This is a genomic window from Pseudomonas sp. 67(2021) (assembly GCF_017491835.1).
In the GTDB taxonomy this organism is placed as follows: domain Bacteria; phylum Pseudomonadota; class Gammaproteobacteria; order Pseudomonadales; family Pseudomonadaceae; genus Aquipseudomonas; species Aquipseudomonas atacamensis.
In genome coordinates this window covers 37,240-55,078 of record NZ_JAFGYL010000021.1, presented here as the reverse complement: position 1 = coordinate 55,078, position 17,839 = coordinate 37,240, and the positions used below count along the sequence as shown (strand labels likewise).

Here is a 17,839-nt window from a genome sequence, read left to right as displayed (position 1 = left end):
AAACGCCGCGTACGGTCACCGTTCGCGGCGTTTTGTTGTGCATGGCGGCCTCAGCGCAGCGCTGCGATCACCGCTGTCAGGCTGACCGTTGCCTCGACACCGCGCGCAGTGGCGAAGGCTTGCAGCCCTTGAGCCAGCGTCAAGGTATGTGGCCGCCCGGCGATGGGCAGCATCAGTAGCAGTGGGCGTTGTCCGTCGAAATTACGCACGATCAGACTGTGTCCGGAGTCCGGATCGGTCAGCACCACATCGTCATCGACCCGTGACATCCACCAATGCCCGCACTCGTCCAGATCCAGATCCAGCAGGCAAGGTTCTGCCGTTTCAGCATCTGTAGCCTGTCGTCCATCGACCACGATGCAGTCCAGGCGCTGGAAGGACGCTTGCGACAGCCGATAACCCGAGGTCTGCGAACCGTAAGCCAGCAGCAGCCTGGCGACGCCTTCGGGCAGCAATGGCTCGATCTCTGTCATGTCATCACCCACCTCGAGCGCCAGGACTTCGGCGTCGCGCTGGGCATAACTGCCGGGCAGCCAGACGCCGTCGTTCGGGCCGGCGCTGAAAATCAACTGGTCGACCGGGTCGAACAGCATCGGCTGCTTCGACCCGCGCGTACCGAGAAATGCCGACCACTGCCCGTCGCTGCGCCCGGCCAGATCGAACAGCCGGTCAAGTTGCGGCAGGTAATACAGGTAGCGTCCGGTTGCACTTGCCACTTGTATGACAGACGCGTGGGCATGTCCGTGCAACAACGCTCGCAGGCGCGCACGTAACTGTTCATCACTCTGACCCGGCACATGAGACCAGCGATTTTCCACGCCAACGATCATTGCCGGCTGGTTATCCAGCAATTGCAGATGCACCCCGTCGAGGGTCTGCGCGACCAGCCCTTCACCCTGGCGTCGCACCTCAGCAAAAGTCCATGACGTCCAGACCTTTTCAGGCCTGCCGAGCGCCTCCGATTTCAGCAAGCGATGGTCCTCGGCAAACACTCCCCGCAGTGCTTCGATCGCCATCAGCGGCTGGCGATAAAGTTGTCCGGCGCTGACCTCAAGCAACCAGACAGCGCTTTGATCCGGGGTCAGACCGAGCAGCGCCAGCTCCTTGCCCTGACCGATATCGGCCACAGCGATTCTGCCATCGACACACCATGCCGCCAGGAACGCCTGACCTGCCACATCACGTAAACCGAAGATCGGCAACGGCAGCAACGGCGCTTTCGTGGCCAGCGCGGGTAATGCGCTCAACCAATCGGAATGTCGCTGCAACCAACGCTGCCCGACACCGGCGAACCGCAGAATCGACGGCTTATCGGCCTGATCAAGCCACGCCTCATCGCTTCTGTGGGCAAGGGAAGGTACCCCGTACTGAAACACAATCGCGTCGTCGATCGCTGCCGCTGCCGGCACGTCGACGATATCGATTTCGAACAGTCGGCCGTCGTCCTTGGTGGCGATGAAACGCTGATTGGTCTGAGTGACCTCCACCACATCGTGTTCGATCACCACATTCTGCCAATGACCGGCACGGGGTTCGATGCCGCGGCTGATCGTCCGCTCCTGCGGGCTATAGAACAGCACCGCGCTGTTTTCCGCGCTGGACGGCACCAGCATCAACAAGTCCTCGGGCCAGGACCGGTCCTGCCCGGCCTGAATGCACTTGCCCGTCGCCTTGTTCAGCCAGGCCCGGTCGCGCCGACGCAACCCGGCATAGCCTTCCACGACAATGAACGGAGCATAAGACCAGCCGCTACTGCTGGCGGCCGTATCTGGCGATTCGCGCCTGAACGGGGCATCGATTTGTCGAAGCGCTTCGCGCGGTTCGAACCGATAATCCTCTGCCGCGAAAGTGATCTTGCAAGCCGTCAGCTCCACATCCCGACCGGTGATCCGATACTCGATGGTGGTGGTGCCATGCAACGCTTCTGCCGTCAGCTTCTGCACAATCCGCAGCGCACCATCGGCTTGTTGTTGGCAGCCAATGATCGTCGATCCCATACGCGGATTTTTCAGTCGGTAGCGATGCTGGACAGTACCGGTCAGCACATCGACCCGCCACAGCGATGGATGATCGGGATGGTAGAACCACGCATGGCGGGCGCTGACGCCTGCCAGAACCACGCCCTCATTGACCTCCTGCGGCAGGTTACGTGCGAACAGCACCCGGTCCCGCGCAGTGTCGTAATAGCCGGTGGTCACCACTGGTTGGCCCGGCGAATTGAACGGCACTCTGAAGTTACGCAACGGCAAATACGCTGCGGTCAATTGCCCGCTTGTGACCTGAGCGCGCAGATAGCGCTGAACCGGCGCCGGGATGCCGCTGGCTGTCATGTCGGCGCTGCGCAGCTGATCCGCAGCTTCGTTTTCGTAGTCGAGAACAACACCGATCAGATGCAGGCTGAGGCCTGTCCAGTCGATCCGGAACAGCCCCTCGGCCAGCTCGATGACACCGTCGAAACGATTCAACATCACGCCATCGACCAGCATGTCAGGTGCGCTGTCGATGCTGTCCCGTGGCTTTTCCCGAAAGCTGACCTGTTCCACCCGGGCCCAGGACGCTTGCACCGTCCATGTCACCCGTTCCCAGCCCTGCGCTTGTTCGAAATTCACCGCCAGCAGGCCTGGCACCAATCGAATCCGGTATTGCCCCTGCGGCGCGGTGATCCGGTAGGCAATCTTCTCGCGCCACTCTGGTGGCAGGTCCGGAACCACCAGTTGGCTGACCTCAGCGCTCAACTGCACCTTGATCGTCGTGGCCATGAAGACCGGATGCAGCTTGTAAAGGATGTGTGGCGCAAACGGCGTGCTGAACAGGTAAAACACCCGGTTACCGAGCGCGTCATATTCCAGCTGATGTGCCAGACGGTCATGCAACCGCGGATAGCGGGTCGTGGAAAAAGGCACGGCCCCGGCGCTGCCGAGCTGATATTCGTAGCCGTAGTAACAGACGGGTGAACAGGGCAGCACCAGCGCCTCGGGCAAGGTCCCCCAGACGCTGCCGACAGCAGGCCGTTGAAAGGCTCTGGGGATGTTGATCGCGGCATGTCGCCTGGCTGGATCATCGTCGTACTGCGGCAGCTCCAGCGCACTGCCTTTCCAGGGGTAAAACTTCTGCCCCTCGAACGCCACCCTTCTGCTGTGCAGATCCACCTCGGTAATCACGGCCAGCGCGGGGAACTGCAAGACCGCGCCAGCGCGTTCGTAAGATTGCTGATAAGCGTCGTGAATCTGCGAGAGGTGCTCGCCAATGGCCGCAGCCTTGTCCATGATCTGCCCGAGATTGCTGGCAATGGCGGTCACCCCGATACCCACGCCCAGTAGCGGCACGGCCAGCGCTGCGGCGAACGCGGCCACCGTTCCGCCCGCTGCCAGGGCGACAAGATCCAGACCCAGCGCCGCCGTGTTGAACGCCAGGGACGTGGAGAACCGCGCTCGCTGCTCATGATTCTCTGCCTGCGTCAGGTTGTAGATGTCGAAGCCGATATTGGCCACGGAAAATGCCACACCAACGCCCGTCGTGGCCTGTCCTGCCAGGCGTGCGGCGAATGAGCCCTGCTGCAACGCCCGCTCGGCCGCTGCTGCCTGACGCACCAGCTGGACGATCTGCACAGCATCGCTGGCGACACCAAAGCCCAGCTGTGCATAACTGACGTACACCTGGATCTGCAGAGCAACGGTCAACGCCGGCACGGTATCGCCAGCGCGGTAATCGCGCTGGCGCATTTCACTGATCAGCGTCTGGATCGCAAAGGCAAAACTCAGCCGGCTGCCACCGTCGTGGTCAGCCGTCTGCCCGGGCCTGGCCGCACCGCCCTGCACGAGTCGTTCGACGTATTGCCTGATTTTCTGAAAGCGCGAATCGCGGGTGATCACCGTCAGGGTGTTTTGCGCATTGCGCGGATCGATCAGGGTAATGCTGTGGCCGCCGTCGGCTTTGTTGCCGAGGGTATCGAGCAACGGCACGTAATCACCCGCCAGCTTGTGCTCAAGGCGCAAGCGCTCGGTCGCCTGCTCGAACTCGCTGGCCCAGTAGCGTGCATCCAGTTGCGCGAGACTGGCGCCCAGTCGAGCGTTTTCGCCCAGAGATCGGGTGCGGGCCAACGCTTGTTTGTGCCAGATCGACGCTCCCTGCGGATCGGCCAGTGCAACGTTGTGCAGAAAACTGTCCACGCGCAGATCCGATGATAGCCTGCGTTCGGCGATCGCCGAGGTGTCCAGTTCGATCACGTTGAATGGCGCGTTGGCCGCATCGCCCAGACTATAAAGCTTCGCCAGCGCGTTATCGTCTGCGCTCAGATAATGCTCTACGCCACGCTGCAACTGCGCACCATCGGCAAACCCATAGATAGCAAAGTTGGGGTCGTAGAAGCGATAGGCCGCGTGCTCACCGGTTCGCACTTTGGCCAGCAGCAGGGCGTGGTCGCCGGTGTCGAGCAGCAACACCGCAGGTGCCGCACTGGCGTCAAGCGCAGCCATGATGCCGTCCAGGCGTTGCACGCCGCGAGCGCTGCCGACCTCGCCGGTGGGCAAGGCGCGCAGTTCGTCCAGCGCACTGCGCAACGCCCGCGAGCCAAGTTCGTCGGGACTCGCGCTGGCGCTGGCGACATGCCCGACCAACGCCCGCTCCGCCGGCTCGCCAGCTGCAACGGCGGCGCCCATCAGCAGCACCAGCGGATAACAGCGGCGCCCCGGGTCGCCTGCGTTGTGCTGCAACAGATCCTGCGGCAACTGCTTGACCGACACCGCGCCGGCCTTGAAAAAGACGTCACGCACCTGGCCGCTGCGCTGCAAGATCTGCGTGCGAAACTCCTGCCGGGCGCTGCGCTTGATCTGGCCGATACGCTCGCCCCACTGGCGCAGCGTCAGCGGCTCGGACATGGCTTGCACCTTGAGTTCGCGAGTCGTCGATGTGGCCGTCGGCAGGTCGCGTCCCAGCCCGTTCTCGAACGCCGCCGAGCGGCGCTGGCGCACGGCTTTTTCAATCGCATCGTAGCGCGCGAAAGTGCCGTCGCGGTCAGTTGCGATGGCCAGGTCGCGCACCTGTTGCCAGGTATCGGCGAAGCCGCCCTCGTCCACGCTCGTCGCGCCGAAAATCCCCCCGAGCACGACCCGCATCGCGGGGCTCAGTTGCTCCAGCGGCAGCGTGCCGTGGGCGATGCGGCTGAACAGTTCGTTGAGATGGCTGACGGAATCCGCGCCACGGGAGCTCGGCGCCACGACAGGTCCTTGCGCCAGCACCTGTTGGCGGGTGTCGAAGTCGATGACCACGGCTTGATCGAAGGTAACCTCCCCGCTCAGCTTGTCTCGCATCGCTCGGATGAACGGCTCGCCCAGATCATCCATCAAGCGCTGCAGCACCGCGGTCAACAGCACCGGTTTGCCTTCGACAACGGGCCAGCCGCGTTCGAAGGTCAGGCTTCGATCACTGAGCAGGTCGGACAAGCGTCCGGCATAACGGGATTTGAGCTTGCCCTCGGCCCACCGGGCGTGTTCCATCTCCAGCCAGTCTTTTTCCGTGCCCCTGACGATCCAGCCGGAAATGGTTTCCTCTTCGGTATTGACGTTGTAGCCCTCGCGCAAACGCTGTTGCGCCAGCACCTGACGAGTGAAAAACGGATCGCAATTGGCTTCAATGTATTCATGCAATCCGGCGAGGGCCGCGCCGGGGCCGGTGAGCGTTACCGTTCCCCCCGCGTCATTACGAATGCCGTCCTGGTAATAGGTGACAACCGCTTTGAGCAATTGGTAGGCATAAGCTTCATTCCAGTTGGTGAAGTTCGACCTGACCAACATCTCTTCGATGACTGCCGCAGCGACCGTGGTCAGGGTTTCACTGTCGGCCCACCCGGATCCCGAGTTGGCCATGCGTCTTTCAACTTCAGTAAGCACGTCGTAATTAAGCCGAATGACTTGCATGATCGACATCGTCATGCCGCTGCCCGGCTGGGCGATGAAATGTGCATTCATTTCTTCGCCGATTTGCAGCCCCATGCGAAAGCCGTTCTCACCGGCCTCCACGGTCTGTGGCGGCACGAACAGTTCAAGCACGTCCGGTTCGCTGCGAGCAAAATCCTCGAGAAGTTGTTTATGTTGTTCTGGGAGACTGCCGGTTCTGTCGGGGTAATGCTGCGGATCGCGTCCAGGCATCAACTGCGGGTTGTTGTTCAATAGAAGTTGCAGAACACCGATTTTCTGCGTCTGGCTGTAATCGCTGATATCGACACCGCCCAACTTATCGAGCAGTGGCGGCAGATAATCCATGTCGGTATAACGCCCGCCTTCACGAAGTTCTGCCTGCAAGCGCACCACATCGCTCGCTGCGGCAAAGTTACCGCGCATCGACACTTCGCGGCGGTAAACGTCCGCCAGCAAGTCATCGGCAAAGGCGTGAGATACATCGCGTAATTGCAGATCCGCGCCAACCATCGCCAGATGGCTGTCGAGGCAGCGCTGACGAAAAGCCTGCAGCGTCGCGCGGTCCTTGCCATAAGCACGCACCATCAGATCGATGCGCGCTTGATCGGCTCGCCCCTTCCACTTCGGCTGGCTGAGGTAGTCGAACATCTGCTGTTTCAACACCCGTGCGCGGTCTTCAATCATCGTCGCCAGTTGCCCGGCATGCTTGAGTGCAGCGCCACCGGACGCCATCGCATCAGCCCTGGCACTGTCGAGAATGACCCGGTTCATCTCGAAAGCCAGCAACGCATCGCTGTCGTACCAAAGGTTGAAGCGGTAACCCTCCGCCGCCATCACCTGACGCCAGATATTCATGTAATCGCGCTGATTGACCCCGACTTCGCTGCCGCCAACCCAAACGAAATGGATAACCTTCGGAACCGGCCGGGTCAGCCCCGACAACATTTCCACGGTCGTCGAAAGCCGTGACAGATAATGTTGCAGCCCGCGCGCAATGTCATCGACAGCCACCGGGACAGGGGTTTTCTTGCGTTTGAGCAGCGCTGCAAGTTGCTCTTGAAACAGGCTCGCCAGGGTCAACAACGACACCGGATCGGTCGTTTGACTGGCTTGCTGGTAACAGTCGTTCAGCGCTTGGTACTGCGCCGAGGCAGAGAACTCCCGTAACGCCCTGGAGATCACCGAATACTCTTGCGCAGATACGAACGCTCGCCCGAACGAATAATCGTTTTTCAAAGCCATTACACACTCCTTGTTTATTAAATGGCTCATTGACCGCGCACACTTTCGCGCCGCTGCAGAGCGGTAGATTGATTTGAACGACACTCGACAAGTGCTGTGAACACAGCACCCTAGTGGGCGAATACGCGCCACACAAACAACAAGGAATACAAAGCTTGTCACCGGCAATATCTGATAACACCGGAGCACTACGCTGTAACGGCAGCGAAATAATTAGCGGACCGGCGCGACCGTCGGGCATAAAAAATGGCCCTGCCCTGTGGGACATGACCATTGTTTATTGCTGGTGGAAAACAATTGAAACTTCAATCGGACTTACAACCGCTCAAACTTTCCCGTCGCTGAGAATTGCATGAGCGGAGGGTTTTTCAGGACAGCGGTTTTTCACCATACCAACGCGGCGTGTACACCCATTCACCGCCCCCGGCACGGGCGAAGGTGCAGGTGGTCGAAGAGCCGATCAACACCATGGTGCGCATGTCCACCTGTTCCGGTGTCAATGCGCCCAGGGTCGTGGTGCGCAGCGTCTGCCCCGGCCGGCCGATGTCCCGACCGAGCACCACCGGTGTTTCAGGCAAGCGGTGCTGCGCAACGATCTCCAGCGCCCGGCCCAACTGCCACGGGCGCGCCCGGGAAATCGGGTTGTAGAACGCCAGGGCCAGATCCGCTTCGGCGGCCAGATCCAGACGTTTCTCGATGATCGACCACGGCTTGAGGTTGTCCGACAGCGACATCACACAGAAGTCGTGGCCCAGCGGCGCACCGGCCTGAGCCGCAGTGGCCAGCGAGGCGGAAACGCCCGGGAGGATTTCCAGATCAACGCTGTGCCAGGCCGGATCGTTAGATTCGTGCAGGGCTTCGAGCACCGCAGCGGCCATGGCGAACACGCCCGGGTCGCCCGAGGAAACCACGATCACCGAGCGGCCTTCGGCGGCGAGCCTGAAGGCATGGCGGGCACGCTGCATTTCTTCGCGATTGTCGGTGCAGTGCTGCACCTGATCATCGCGGAACGGGCCGGCCATCCGTACGTAGGTTTCGTAACCCAGCACATCGGTGGCGCGGGCCAGTTGGGCTTTCACCGCTGGCACCATCAGTTCGGCGGCGCCGGGGCCAAGGCCAATGACCGCGAGGCGACCACGCGGGCGGCCGATCTGCGCGACGTCCAGCGGTTGCTCGGCAATCGCGATCGCCAGATGTTCTGCGCTGATCACCTTCGCCGCAGGCACTGCAACCCGGGCCAACGTCTGAAGATCGTTTTGCGCCGCGACGAAGCGCAGCGGCACGCCCAACTCGAGCGCAGCTTCGCGCAAATTCGATGCTGCCATTTCAGCGTCTGCTGCCACCAGACACGCCAGTGCCGGCACGGCGACGCTGGCCTGTTGCAACGCAGTGCGAATGGCGTTCGGCAGATCCGCCACCTCAGCACTCACCGCCACCGCCACACTGCGCGGGTAGATCAGCAATTCATCGGCACTGGCCACCCGCTGCGCACTGCTCACATGAATCGACCGCTGCGCCTGCGGATCCTGCGGCAACTGCGCCTGATCCAGCCATGGCGCCGCGCCTTCGATGCGCACGCTGTGCCCGGCGAGCAGGTCGGAAACGAAGCGTTTGCCCGATTCCAGATCCGCCAGTGCATAGCCGCTCGGCGGATTGAGCAGGCAGGTGCCAAAGCGCAATTCGCCGCTGGTGGTGATCGCCGGCGCGACTTGCAGCGCCGCCGCAATCTCCCGGGCCATGACGTTGACCCCGCCGAGGCCACCGAGCAACGGCACCACCGCGCTGCCGTCTTCGGCCACCGCCAGCACAGCGGGTTCAGCGCCTTTCTCCAGCAACAGCGGCGCCAGTGTGCGAATGACAATGCCGGCCGCGCACAGGGCAATGATCGGCGTGTCCTGTTGATACAACGCGCGCAGGGTCGCGCCGAATTCCTCATAGCGGCTGTCGGCGCCTTCAACCCGTCCGGCAAGGCCATGGATTTGCGCCGCCGGATAGACCTGCTGAATGCGCCGCGCCGTGGCGAGGCTGCCCTGGCCGAGGATGACGATGGCGGGAGTCGCTTGGCTCATCAACCTTGCCACCGTTCGCCCGGGACGATGATCAGCGAGAAGTACGGCGAGGACATCGGCTCGACCTGATCCATCGGCACGATCTTCTGATTGGCCATGGTCGCGCGCTCGACATACAGCGCGCGCTCGGCGAGACCGAGTTCTTCCAGCACCTGACGCACCTTGGGAAAGTTGCGCCCCAGTTTCATGATCACCGCCGCATCGGCATCGGCCAGACGCCGCTTCAATTCTTCATGGGGCAGCACGCCGGAAAGCACCGACAGGCTCTGATTGCGATACACCAGCGGCGCGCCGAGCACCGAAGCGCCGCCGAGCATCGAGCACACGCCGGGCACGACTTCGGCCTCATAACGGCTGGCGAGGCGGTCGTGCAGGTACATGTAGGAGCCATAGAAAAACGGATCGCCTTCGCAAATCACCGCCACATCGCGGCCGGCATCCAGGTGTTCGGCGACCGCCACAGCGGCTTCGTCGTAGAAATCGCTGATGACCTGTTCATAGGACAGCGGCGCCGGCAACGCCTCGGTGGTCACCGGATAGACCAGCGGCAGCAGATTCTGCGCCTCGACCAGATGCGCCTCGATGATGCCGAACGCATTGCCCTTCTTGCCCTTGGCCACGAAATACGCGACCACTGGCGATTCGCGCAGCAGGCGCAAGGCTTTGACGGTGATCAGTTCCGGATCACCGGGGCCGACACCGAGGCCGATCAGACGTCCTTTGGCCTCCATCATTCGATCTCCGTGGCGAGGGCATTGACGGCGGCGGCGGCCATGGCACTGCCGCCCAGGCGACCCTGCATGATCACGAACGGCACGCCGCGACTGTCGGCGGCCAGTGCCGCTTTCGACTCGGCAGCACCGACGAAGCCGACCGGGAAGCCAAGGATCAGTGCCGGTTTTGGCGCGCCGGCGTCGAGCATTTCCAACAAGTAGAACAGCGCGGTCGGTGCGTTGCCGATCACCACCACGCTGCCTTCAAGGTGCGGGCGCCACAGTTCCAGCGCGGCGGCCGAGCGGGTGTTGCCCAGCTCACGGGCAAGCTCAGGCACGCTGTCGTCGCGCAAAGTGCAGATCACTTGGTTATTGGCCGGCAGACGCGCGCGGGTCACGCCTTCGGAGACCATCCGTGCGTCGCAGAGAATCGGCGCACCGGCCGCCAGAGCATCGCGCCCGGCCTTGCCCGCGCCCTCGGAGAATTGCAGACCGTCGACGGCCTCGACCATGCCGCAGGCGTGGATCACCCGCACCGCCAGTTTTTCCAGATCGGCGGGAATGCGCGCCAGATTGGCCTCGCGGCGAATGATCGCGAAGGAGTTGCGATAGATCTCCTGACCGTCGCGGATGTAATCAAGCATCAAGGGGGCTCCGGGAGCGGGCGTCGAGCAGGGTCGCGGCCGCTTCAATAGTAAGGTTGCAGGCGTGCAGCGTGCCGAATCCGGGCTGTGCTGCATCGCGAAAATAGAGGTCGTAATGACCGGGGGCGGCCGCCAGCAGCGTGGCTGGCGCGCAATGGGCGGCGGCGCAGGAGCGCGAGCAGCCCGACAGGTGCACGCTGAGCCCTGCGGGCAGCAAAGGTGCCAGTTGCCGGGCATCCTGTTTGGTGTCGGCAAGGCCTTTTCCGCAGCCATCGGCGCCGGTGCAGGCGATCAGGCGAGCCAGTGGTTCGGCCTCGGTCGTCAACAGACCCAACGCCCGCAACTGCTCAAGCACGTTGTCGGTATCCGTGGCTTTCACGTTCGGCAGCAGCAGGCTCTGCCACGGCGTGAAGCGCAGACTGCCATCGCCAGACTGTCGGGCCAGTTGCGCCGCGCCACGCAGCATCGCCGGATCGAGACGGCCCAGTGGCGGCACCGCGACGACGTAGCAGCGGCCTTGCGTGTTCTGCTGATGAGCGCCGATGTGCAGCGCGTCTGCCGACGCCGGGCGCTGCCAATTGCTGATTGCCTTGAGCGATACGCGCTCGCGCAACGATTCCAGAAACGCGAGCCTGGGCAACTCATCGAGCAGATGGCGCATCCGTGTTTGCTCTGGCCGGGCCAGGTCGAGGAACAGTTCCAGCGCGGCGACCACCAGCGCGTGAGCGTTGTCCTGAGTCACAGCGCCAAGAGGGCGATCGGTCGGGCAACCGGCCAGACCGAATGCCCAGAGGACTTCGCCGTCACGCTCGAATGCCGACAACCACAGATCGTGCGGATGTTCGAGCATCGCCAGCGCTTCGCCGCCATCGAGCTGCACGGCGAACTTGGCGCTCAACTCATGGAAGCGCGGATGGCTTTGCAAGGTGTCGAGGATTTGCCCTGCGAGCGAGCGCGTGTCGATCAGCATCTGCCGATCGATGCCGGCGGCCGGGCTGAGCATCAGATTGCGCACATCGTCGCCGGCAGCGTTCTTTGGCCCGAGGCCAGCGGCCAGCAAGCGCTCGATCAGCGCCGCCGATTGCGCACCGATGCCGCGAATCTGCAGGTTGCCGCGATTGGTCGCTTCGATCGCACCGCTCGCAAACGCTTCGGCGACAGCGGCCACCGCATCGGCCTGATCCGCGCTGATCGAACCGCCATCAAGCTTGATCCGGCAGATACCGCCGTCCAGTGCCTGGACGATACGCAGCAACCCCGGGCAGGCCGAGGGGCGTAAGGCAGTGGACATCGGGCGTTCGTTCAAGGGGCTGACCAGTTGTGTGGCAGAAGCGCTTCGCGGGCGAAGGCGCGGTATTATGCCTGCTTTGCCCACCGGTATGAAAAGTCTGCCCTCTGTCTCGACCGGTGGGGCAGGCAGGCTTCAGTTGTTGCCTCTGCCGCGCTCTCAGGTCAGGGCGATAATCTGCTTTTCGCGCCGCTCACCCAATAACGCAATAATCCTGGCTCTCGAGAAACGGTAATCATCGGCATCTATAAGAGCCTTGTAGCAATCAACAGCAAGGTTGCCCACTATCTGCTCAGCATTGAAGCGTCGCTCAAGCACATTGCCCGGAACAGGCTCTTTGACGGCAAACGAAATGACGACCATCGTAAGCGTCGATTCCGCAGATACGCTGCCAAGCATGAAGCGAATCGACTTGCCCTCTTGCAGAATATTTCGCTGAAGCAACTCAAGGGCCGCACCGTTGCTCTCCAGTTGCGAGGTCAGATTGGCAATTACCTGTTGGTTCAAAACTGCCGGCGACCATCCTTGCAAGAGATCTTGAGTCAACTCCAGCAGAGTAAAAGTATCGGGCGTAGTGACCGGCGCGCTGATAACCGGATCGTCGAAAAACAAAGCACCGGTGACTTTCAAAGCCGTTTTATTGGCGTCATTCCATGCATCGCATTCAACAGCATCGGGAACTTTATGCGAGGCGACCGTTTGTGAATAAAGCAGCGCATCGAGACTGTCATCAATGTCAGATGCCGACAGCTCTTTACTCACCAGCACTAGTGCCCCTGCGCATACGAAAACCTTCGAAATCGCGAACATTTGCATCTCCCACAAAAAAACCAGAGGCTTGCGCCTCTGGCATTAATCACTTTCAGACCGATTGGCCAAATTCGTAGCTGAGCGCTTTCTCACGCTGCTCAGTCAGAGCCTTGACAATCAATGGTTCTACCATTGCATAGTCTTCCTCATCCATATACATCGTGGCGCCGGCGTTATAAATCTCCACAGCAGATGTTGCCCATTCTACAAACAGTACTTTGGTAGGTTGAGCCGAAGCCAGATATTGCACAGCAGCGATTGCCAGGGTGATACCACCTTCATCATCCTGCGAAGCCGCACTCATGCAAAAGTTGCCACCTTCGGCTTTCTTCGAGTTGTTCTCGAACAGCGTCAGGGCCTGTGGTTCATTTTTCAGCGCATCCATGGTCGCATCTGCCACAGAGGACAATACTTTAAGGGCTGCCTGGCCCTGCCCGACCGCAGCACCAACAGCGGTATGCAGAACAGACAGGACAACATTGTCCATGGTCAGCTTTTGCGAAGTAGCGGTATATCGATTATAAGGCTGGCTGAAAGCAAACCAGCCAGCCAGTTTCATCAATCGCATAAACTCGTTATAGCGCTGTTCTTTTTGGTTGGACGCCGGATATTTGAGCAAGGCAACCAGATCGGCATACATGTAGGTGTTTTTAACGATTCGCTTGCTGCGCTTGGACATGCTTGCATCAAAGCCTGCAATACCCGAGCCCATGATTGCAGCATTCAGTTCATCTTTATCAATCGGCAAGCTACTGCCAACACTTGCCGAACGCGAACGCAGCACTGGCTGCGCAGCGATAAAGTCATTGGTTTGTGCAATCAAACTAAACCGCTCAACAGCGGGCATTACATCTTTATTCAGCTCAGTCATAAATGGATTCCTTTCATGGTTAAAACACCGGCTTGGTGTGGAAAACAAACTAGCCACAGCACCGGAGTTAATCAAATCGAAAATCCATGCATTTAATTTCAGACCGTCATACAAACCATCAAACAAAGCTGTACAACTAACATCAAGCGCCCCGAGCCAACTCAATTTCACGCGTGCGCATATCAAGCACTGCAGCAGCCAACTGAAGCCGATTTTCATTTATCGCGGCAGACCTGATCAAAAAGCGCCTGGAGCGGATATCAAGCTCCGAACCCGTATGTTGAATAGTCCAGAACAAATAGGTAGAGGACCACTTCGCATCAAGCAAGCGAACATTACTGACGACAATCTCCAACTCCCTATTGAAATTGTATTGAGCAGGAGAAAAACGAAAATCGCTCCACTCCCGAGCGCTGCCTCTAAATACGTCTATGGCGTCCGAATGTGTCTCAAGCATATGGAACGCTTCCTTCATTAGCCCGACTTTTTCCCGACTTAGTTGTTGCGACAAGGATCGCGCCCAGACGTCCAGCGCATTGCCGGTAAAGTTCTTGTCAACATGGATTACCGGAGCCTGCTCAAGGCTCCAGCCGACAGACCAAAGCACCCCAGAATAATATTCGAACCAAGCAGCTGGCTCACTGTTTCTGTTATGACGCAAATCGGCTCTGTATTCTGCCCAGCGCATACTGTCTTTGACGAATCGTTTGTCTTCCGGCGTCAACCCGGAAAAGAAGGACAACAGATTATTCCCCATCACTGTCGCACTGCCTTGGTTGGGCAGTGCCGAGATACTGTTCAAAACATTGCTCATTTCAATTATCCATTCGATTATTCAACTTACTAAAAAAGTACCTTCCAGATATTCACAAGTACTTTCAGCGGAACGCCGATTCAATACTTGTGAAGAACTCGAAAAATCACAAAAAACAACGTAAACATTCAATGTCGGCGCTCCTGAAAAAAGGACAGCAGCCAGTTATCGATTGTCGCGTTATCATGTCGCCCGCTTCGCTGGACGCAGGATCTGGAGTATGAAATGGGCGATTGGCTGACCGTTGTGGGTATTGGTGAAGACGGCTTCAAGGGCCTGGGCAAGAACGCCCGGCGTGCTCTGATGGGCGCTTCGCGGATCGTCGGCGGCCAGCGTCAGCTGGATCTGCTGCCGCCGTGCATCGGCGGCGAGCGGCAATTGTGGCCGAGTCCGTTTTCCCTCGCGCCGGTGCTCGAGTCGCGGGGCGAGCCGGTCTGCGTGCTGGCCAGCGGTGATCCGATGTTTTACGGCGTCGGTGCCAGTCTGGCGCGTCATGTGCCGAGCGCCGAAATGGCGATCATTCCCGCGCCTTCGTCCTGCGCACTGGCCGCGGCGCGCCTGGGCTGGCCGTTGCAGGAGGTGACGGTTGTGTCGCTGGTGGCGCGTCCGTTGGCGGCACTCAATGCGCATCTGTTCAGCGGCGTGCGTCTGTTGCTGCTGAGCAATGACGGCAGCAGCCCGGCAGCCGCTGCGCAATTGCTGTGCGAGCGTGGTTTCGGCGCAAGTCGCATGACTGTTCTGGAACATCTGGGCGGCGACGCCGAACGACGTATCGAACGCAGCGCCAGCGAATGGGGCGATGCGGCGGTCGCCGACCTCAACGTCGTCGCTGTCGAGTGCCTGGCCGACCCCGGTGTTACCGGCCTGTCGCGCCTCGCCGGTTTGCCCGATTCGGCGTTCCGTCACGATGGCCAGTTGACCAAGCGCGACGTGCGCGCCATCACCCTCGCCCGCCTGGCGCCGAAACCCGGCGAACTGCTCTGGGATGTCGGCGCCGGCAGCGGCTCGATCGGCATCGAGTGGATGCGTGCGCACCCGAGCTGTCGTGCCGTGGCGGTCGAGGCCGACGAGGGCCGTCAGCAATTGATCGAACACAACCGCGATGCGCTGGGCGTACCCGGCCTGCAACTGATTCGTGGCAAGGCGCCGCAAGCACTGGATAACCTCGAACGGCCGGACGCTGTTTTTATCGGCGGCGGCGTCACCCGTGAGGGTGTATTCGAAACCTGCTGGGACCGGCTCAAGCCCGGCGGCCGTCTGGTGGCCAACGCCGTGACCCTGCAAAGCGAAGTCACCCTGATGCACTGGCGCGAACAATACGGCGGTGAGCTGACGCGCATCCATGTCGCCCAGGCGCAACCGCTCGGCGAGTTCGACACCTGGCGTCAGGCGTTGCCGATCACCCTGCTGGAACTGGTCAAACCCCTCGATGCGTGACGAAACCGCCGAACAACCCGCGCCCCTGCGCAGCGGCCTCACCACCGGCAGCTGCGCCACCGCCACCAGCCTCGCCGCCGCGCGCCTGTTGCTCACCGGCATCGCTGCCGACGCGGTGCACATCACTTTGCCCAAGGGCAAACAGGTGCAGATGCGCCTGGAGTTCTGCCGACTGAGCGAAGACGGCGCCGAAGCCGGTACGATCAAGGATGCCGGCGATGACCCTGATGTCACCCACGGCGCCCTGCTTTACTCACAGGTGCGCCTGTCAGCCGAACCGGGAATTCGCTTCAACGCCGGTGTCGGCGTCGGCACGGTGACCCGACCAGGTCTGGTATTGGCCGTCGGCGAGCCGGCGATCAATCCGGTGCCACGCAAAATGATCAGCGATCACCTGACCTTGCTCGCCGCCGAAACCGGCTACGGCGGCGGCTTCGAAGTCACGGTCAATGTTGAGGGCGGCGCAGAACTGGCGCTGAAAACCATGAATCCACGGCTGGGCATTCTTGGCGGCCTGTCGATCCTCGGTACCAGCGGCATCGTCCGACCGTTTTCCTGCGCCGCCTACATCGCCTCGATCCATCAGGGCATCGACGTGGCGAAAACCAACGGCTATCTGCACATCGCCGCGTGCACCGGCAACGCCAGCGAAGACACCATGCGCCGGGTCTATGACCTGCCGGAAATCGCCCTGATCGAGATGGGTGATTTCGTCGGTGCGGTGCTCAAGCATCTGCGCAAAGTGCATGTGGATAAACTCAGCCTGTGCGGCGGCTTCGGCAAGATCAGCAAACTCGCCGCCGGGCATATGGATCTGCATTCGCGGCATTCGAGCATCGATTTGCCGCAGCTGGCCGAATGGGCGGCGGCGATTGGCGCGGACCCGGCGTTGCAGCAAGGCATTCGCGAAGCCAATACCAGCCAACAAGCCTTGGCCATGGCGAGTGCGGCGGGCATTGCTTTGGGGGATGAGGTTTGTCGCCATGCGCTGGATTTCGCTCGCAGCGTAGTGCCGGCGCAGATCCAGGTCGAGGTGTTTGCCATTGATCGTCAGGGCGGGATTGTCGGCCACGCCGGAGGTTTTGCATGAAACGGCTCCTGTTGCTCGGCGGCGTGACTGAAGCGCTGGCGATTGCCCGCACGCTAGGCCCACAACATATCTACAGCCTCGCCGGCGTTGGCCGGGTGCCGAGCGATTTGCGCTGCCAGGTTCGGGTCGGCGGCTATGGCGGCGCGGAGGGTCTGGCGCAGTTCATCGCCGATGAAGGTGTCGATCTGCTGCTCGACGCCACGCACCCGTACGCCGCACAAATCAGCGCCAACGCCGCCCGCGCGGCACAGCTTGCCGGCATTCCCTGCTGGGCCTTGCGCCGCCCCGCCTGGCAGCCGCAAGCAGGCGATGACTGGCGCGAGGTCAGTGACTGGGCCGAACTGATCACAGCGCTGCAACCGTTCCACCGCCCGCTGTTCACCCTCGGTCGTGAACCGCTGCAACACCTCGACGAAATCCCCACCCACCAGTTCTGGACCCTGCGCGCCCTCGACGTCTATCCCGGCAACCCACGCTGCGAAGTGATCGGCGCACGCGGCCCGTTTTTGCTGGAAGACGAGCGAGCGCTGTTCGAGCGCAGGCAGATCGATGTGCTGATCAGCAAGAACAGCGGCAGCAGCGCGACTGAGCCGAAGCTGGAGGTGGCGCGTGAGCGGGGAGTGCCGGTGCTGGTGTTGAAGCGCCCGGGGTTGCCGGGGGTTGATCAGGAGTTTGAATCAGTCGCTGAAGTCCTCGCCGCCCTTTCCCACTGAATCGGCACGGCCCTTTGTGGGAGCGAGCCTGCTCGCGAAGACGTTCGGGACTACCTGAAAACCCCAGCGGATCTGGGCCAATACATCAAGGGCTGTGAACTGGAAGATTCGGACGATGGGCAACTTAACCGAGCAGCGGGTCGAGACGTTATGCAGACCATACGAGCACGAATAGAGACCGATGCGGATTTCGCCCAGGCATTGCGAATCGAAGCCGCTACACTCATTCACAA

General features: G+C 61.1%; 11 protein-coding genes. 3 read left to right on the top strand and 8 right to left on the bottom strand.

All coding sequences use genetic code 11. The features are described from left to right. Positions 1 to 50 precede the first annotated feature (50 nt). The 8 genes from J5M66_RS22135 to J5M66_RS22100 form a co-directional block, all read right to left on the bottom strand. The gene (locus J5M66_RS22135) at positions 51 to 7,157 is read right to left on the bottom strand and encodes a TcdA/TcdB pore-forming domain-containing protein (RefSeq protein WP_207809478.1); all 7,107 of its coding nucleotides are present in this window, start codon (positions 7,155 to 7,157) and stop codon (positions 51 to 53) included. Positions 7,158 to 7,525: 368 nt separating this feature from the next. Beyond that, positions 7,526 to 9,226, bottom strand: coding sequence for a precorrin-3B C(17)-methyltransferase (cobJ, locus tag J5M66_RS22130; RefSeq protein WP_207809480.1), 1,701 nt, complete (start codon positions 9,224 to 9,226; stop codon positions 7,526 to 7,528). Further along, a complete protein-coding gene (locus tag J5M66_RS22125) occupies positions 9,226 to 9,957 on the bottom strand; it encodes a precorrin-2 C(20)-methyltransferase (protein WP_197890667.1) in 732 nt (243 codons plus the stop codon). The genes cobJ and J5M66_RS22125 overlap by 1 nt, the downstream gene beginning before the upstream one ends. Next, positions 9,957 to 10,583, bottom strand: a complete 627-nt coding sequence (locus tag J5M66_RS22120) for a precorrin-8X methylmutase (protein WP_024011415.1) — start codon at positions 10,581 to 10,583, stop codon at positions 9,957 to 9,959. Before J5M66_RS22120 ends, J5M66_RS22125 begins: the two co-directional genes overlap by 1 nt. Next, positions 10,576 to 11,874, bottom strand: a complete 1,299-nt coding sequence (gene cobG, locus J5M66_RS22115; RefSeq protein WP_243433024.1) for a precorrin-3B synthase — start codon at positions 11,872 to 11,874, stop codon at positions 10,576 to 10,578. The genes J5M66_RS22120 and cobG overlap by 8 nt, the downstream gene beginning before the upstream one ends. A 156-nt stretch (positions 11,875 to 12,030) precedes the next feature. Continuing rightward, positions 12,031 to 12,681: a hypothetical protein gene (locus J5M66_RS22110; RefSeq protein ID WP_207809482.1), complete on the bottom strand. Its 651-nt coding sequence runs from the start codon at positions 12,679 to 12,681 to the stop codon at positions 12,031 to 12,033. Between the two features lie 52 nt (positions 12,682 to 12,733). Beyond that, complete coding sequence (locus J5M66_RS22105; RefSeq protein ID WP_207809484.1) at positions 12,734 to 13,771, bottom strand: hypothetical protein; 1,038 nt, start codon at positions 13,769 to 13,771, stop codon at positions 12,734 to 12,736. Next, positions 13,695 to 14,366 carry a hypothetical protein gene (locus J5M66_RS22100; RefSeq protein WP_125917535.1) on the bottom strand — a complete coding sequence of 224 codons (672 nt, stop codon included), beginning with the start codon at positions 14,364 to 14,366 and terminating at the stop codon, positions 13,695 to 13,697. The genes J5M66_RS22105 and J5M66_RS22100 overlap by 77 nt, the downstream gene beginning before the upstream one ends. Before the next feature lie 225 nt (positions 14,367 to 14,591). Between J5M66_RS22100 and cbiE the strand changes: the two genes are divergently transcribed. Genes cbiE through J5M66_RS22085 form a run of 3 tightly spaced genes read left to right on the top strand, consistent with a single transcriptional unit; the run spans position 14,592 to position 17,606 of the window. Beyond that, on the top strand, positions 14,592 to 15,803 hold the full coding sequence (cbiE, locus tag J5M66_RS22095) for a precorrin-6y C5,15-methyltransferase (decarboxylating) subunit CbiE (RefSeq protein WP_207809487.1): 1,212 nt from the start codon (positions 14,592 to 14,594) through the stop codon (positions 15,801 to 15,803). Beyond that, complete coding sequence (locus J5M66_RS22090; RefSeq protein ID WP_207809489.1) at positions 15,796 to 16,893, top strand: cobalt-precorrin-5B (C(1))-methyltransferase; 1,098 nt, start codon at positions 15,796 to 15,798, stop codon at positions 16,891 to 16,893. Before cbiE ends, J5M66_RS22090 begins: the two co-directional genes overlap by 8 nt. Continuing rightward, a complete protein-coding gene (locus J5M66_RS22085) occupies positions 16,890 to 17,606 on the top strand; it encodes a cobalt-precorrin-6A reductase (protein WP_207809491.1) in 717 nt (238 codons plus the stop codon). The genes J5M66_RS22090 and J5M66_RS22085 overlap by 4 nt, the downstream gene beginning before the upstream one ends. The last annotated feature ends 233 nt before the right edge of the window (positions 17,607 to 17,839 follow it).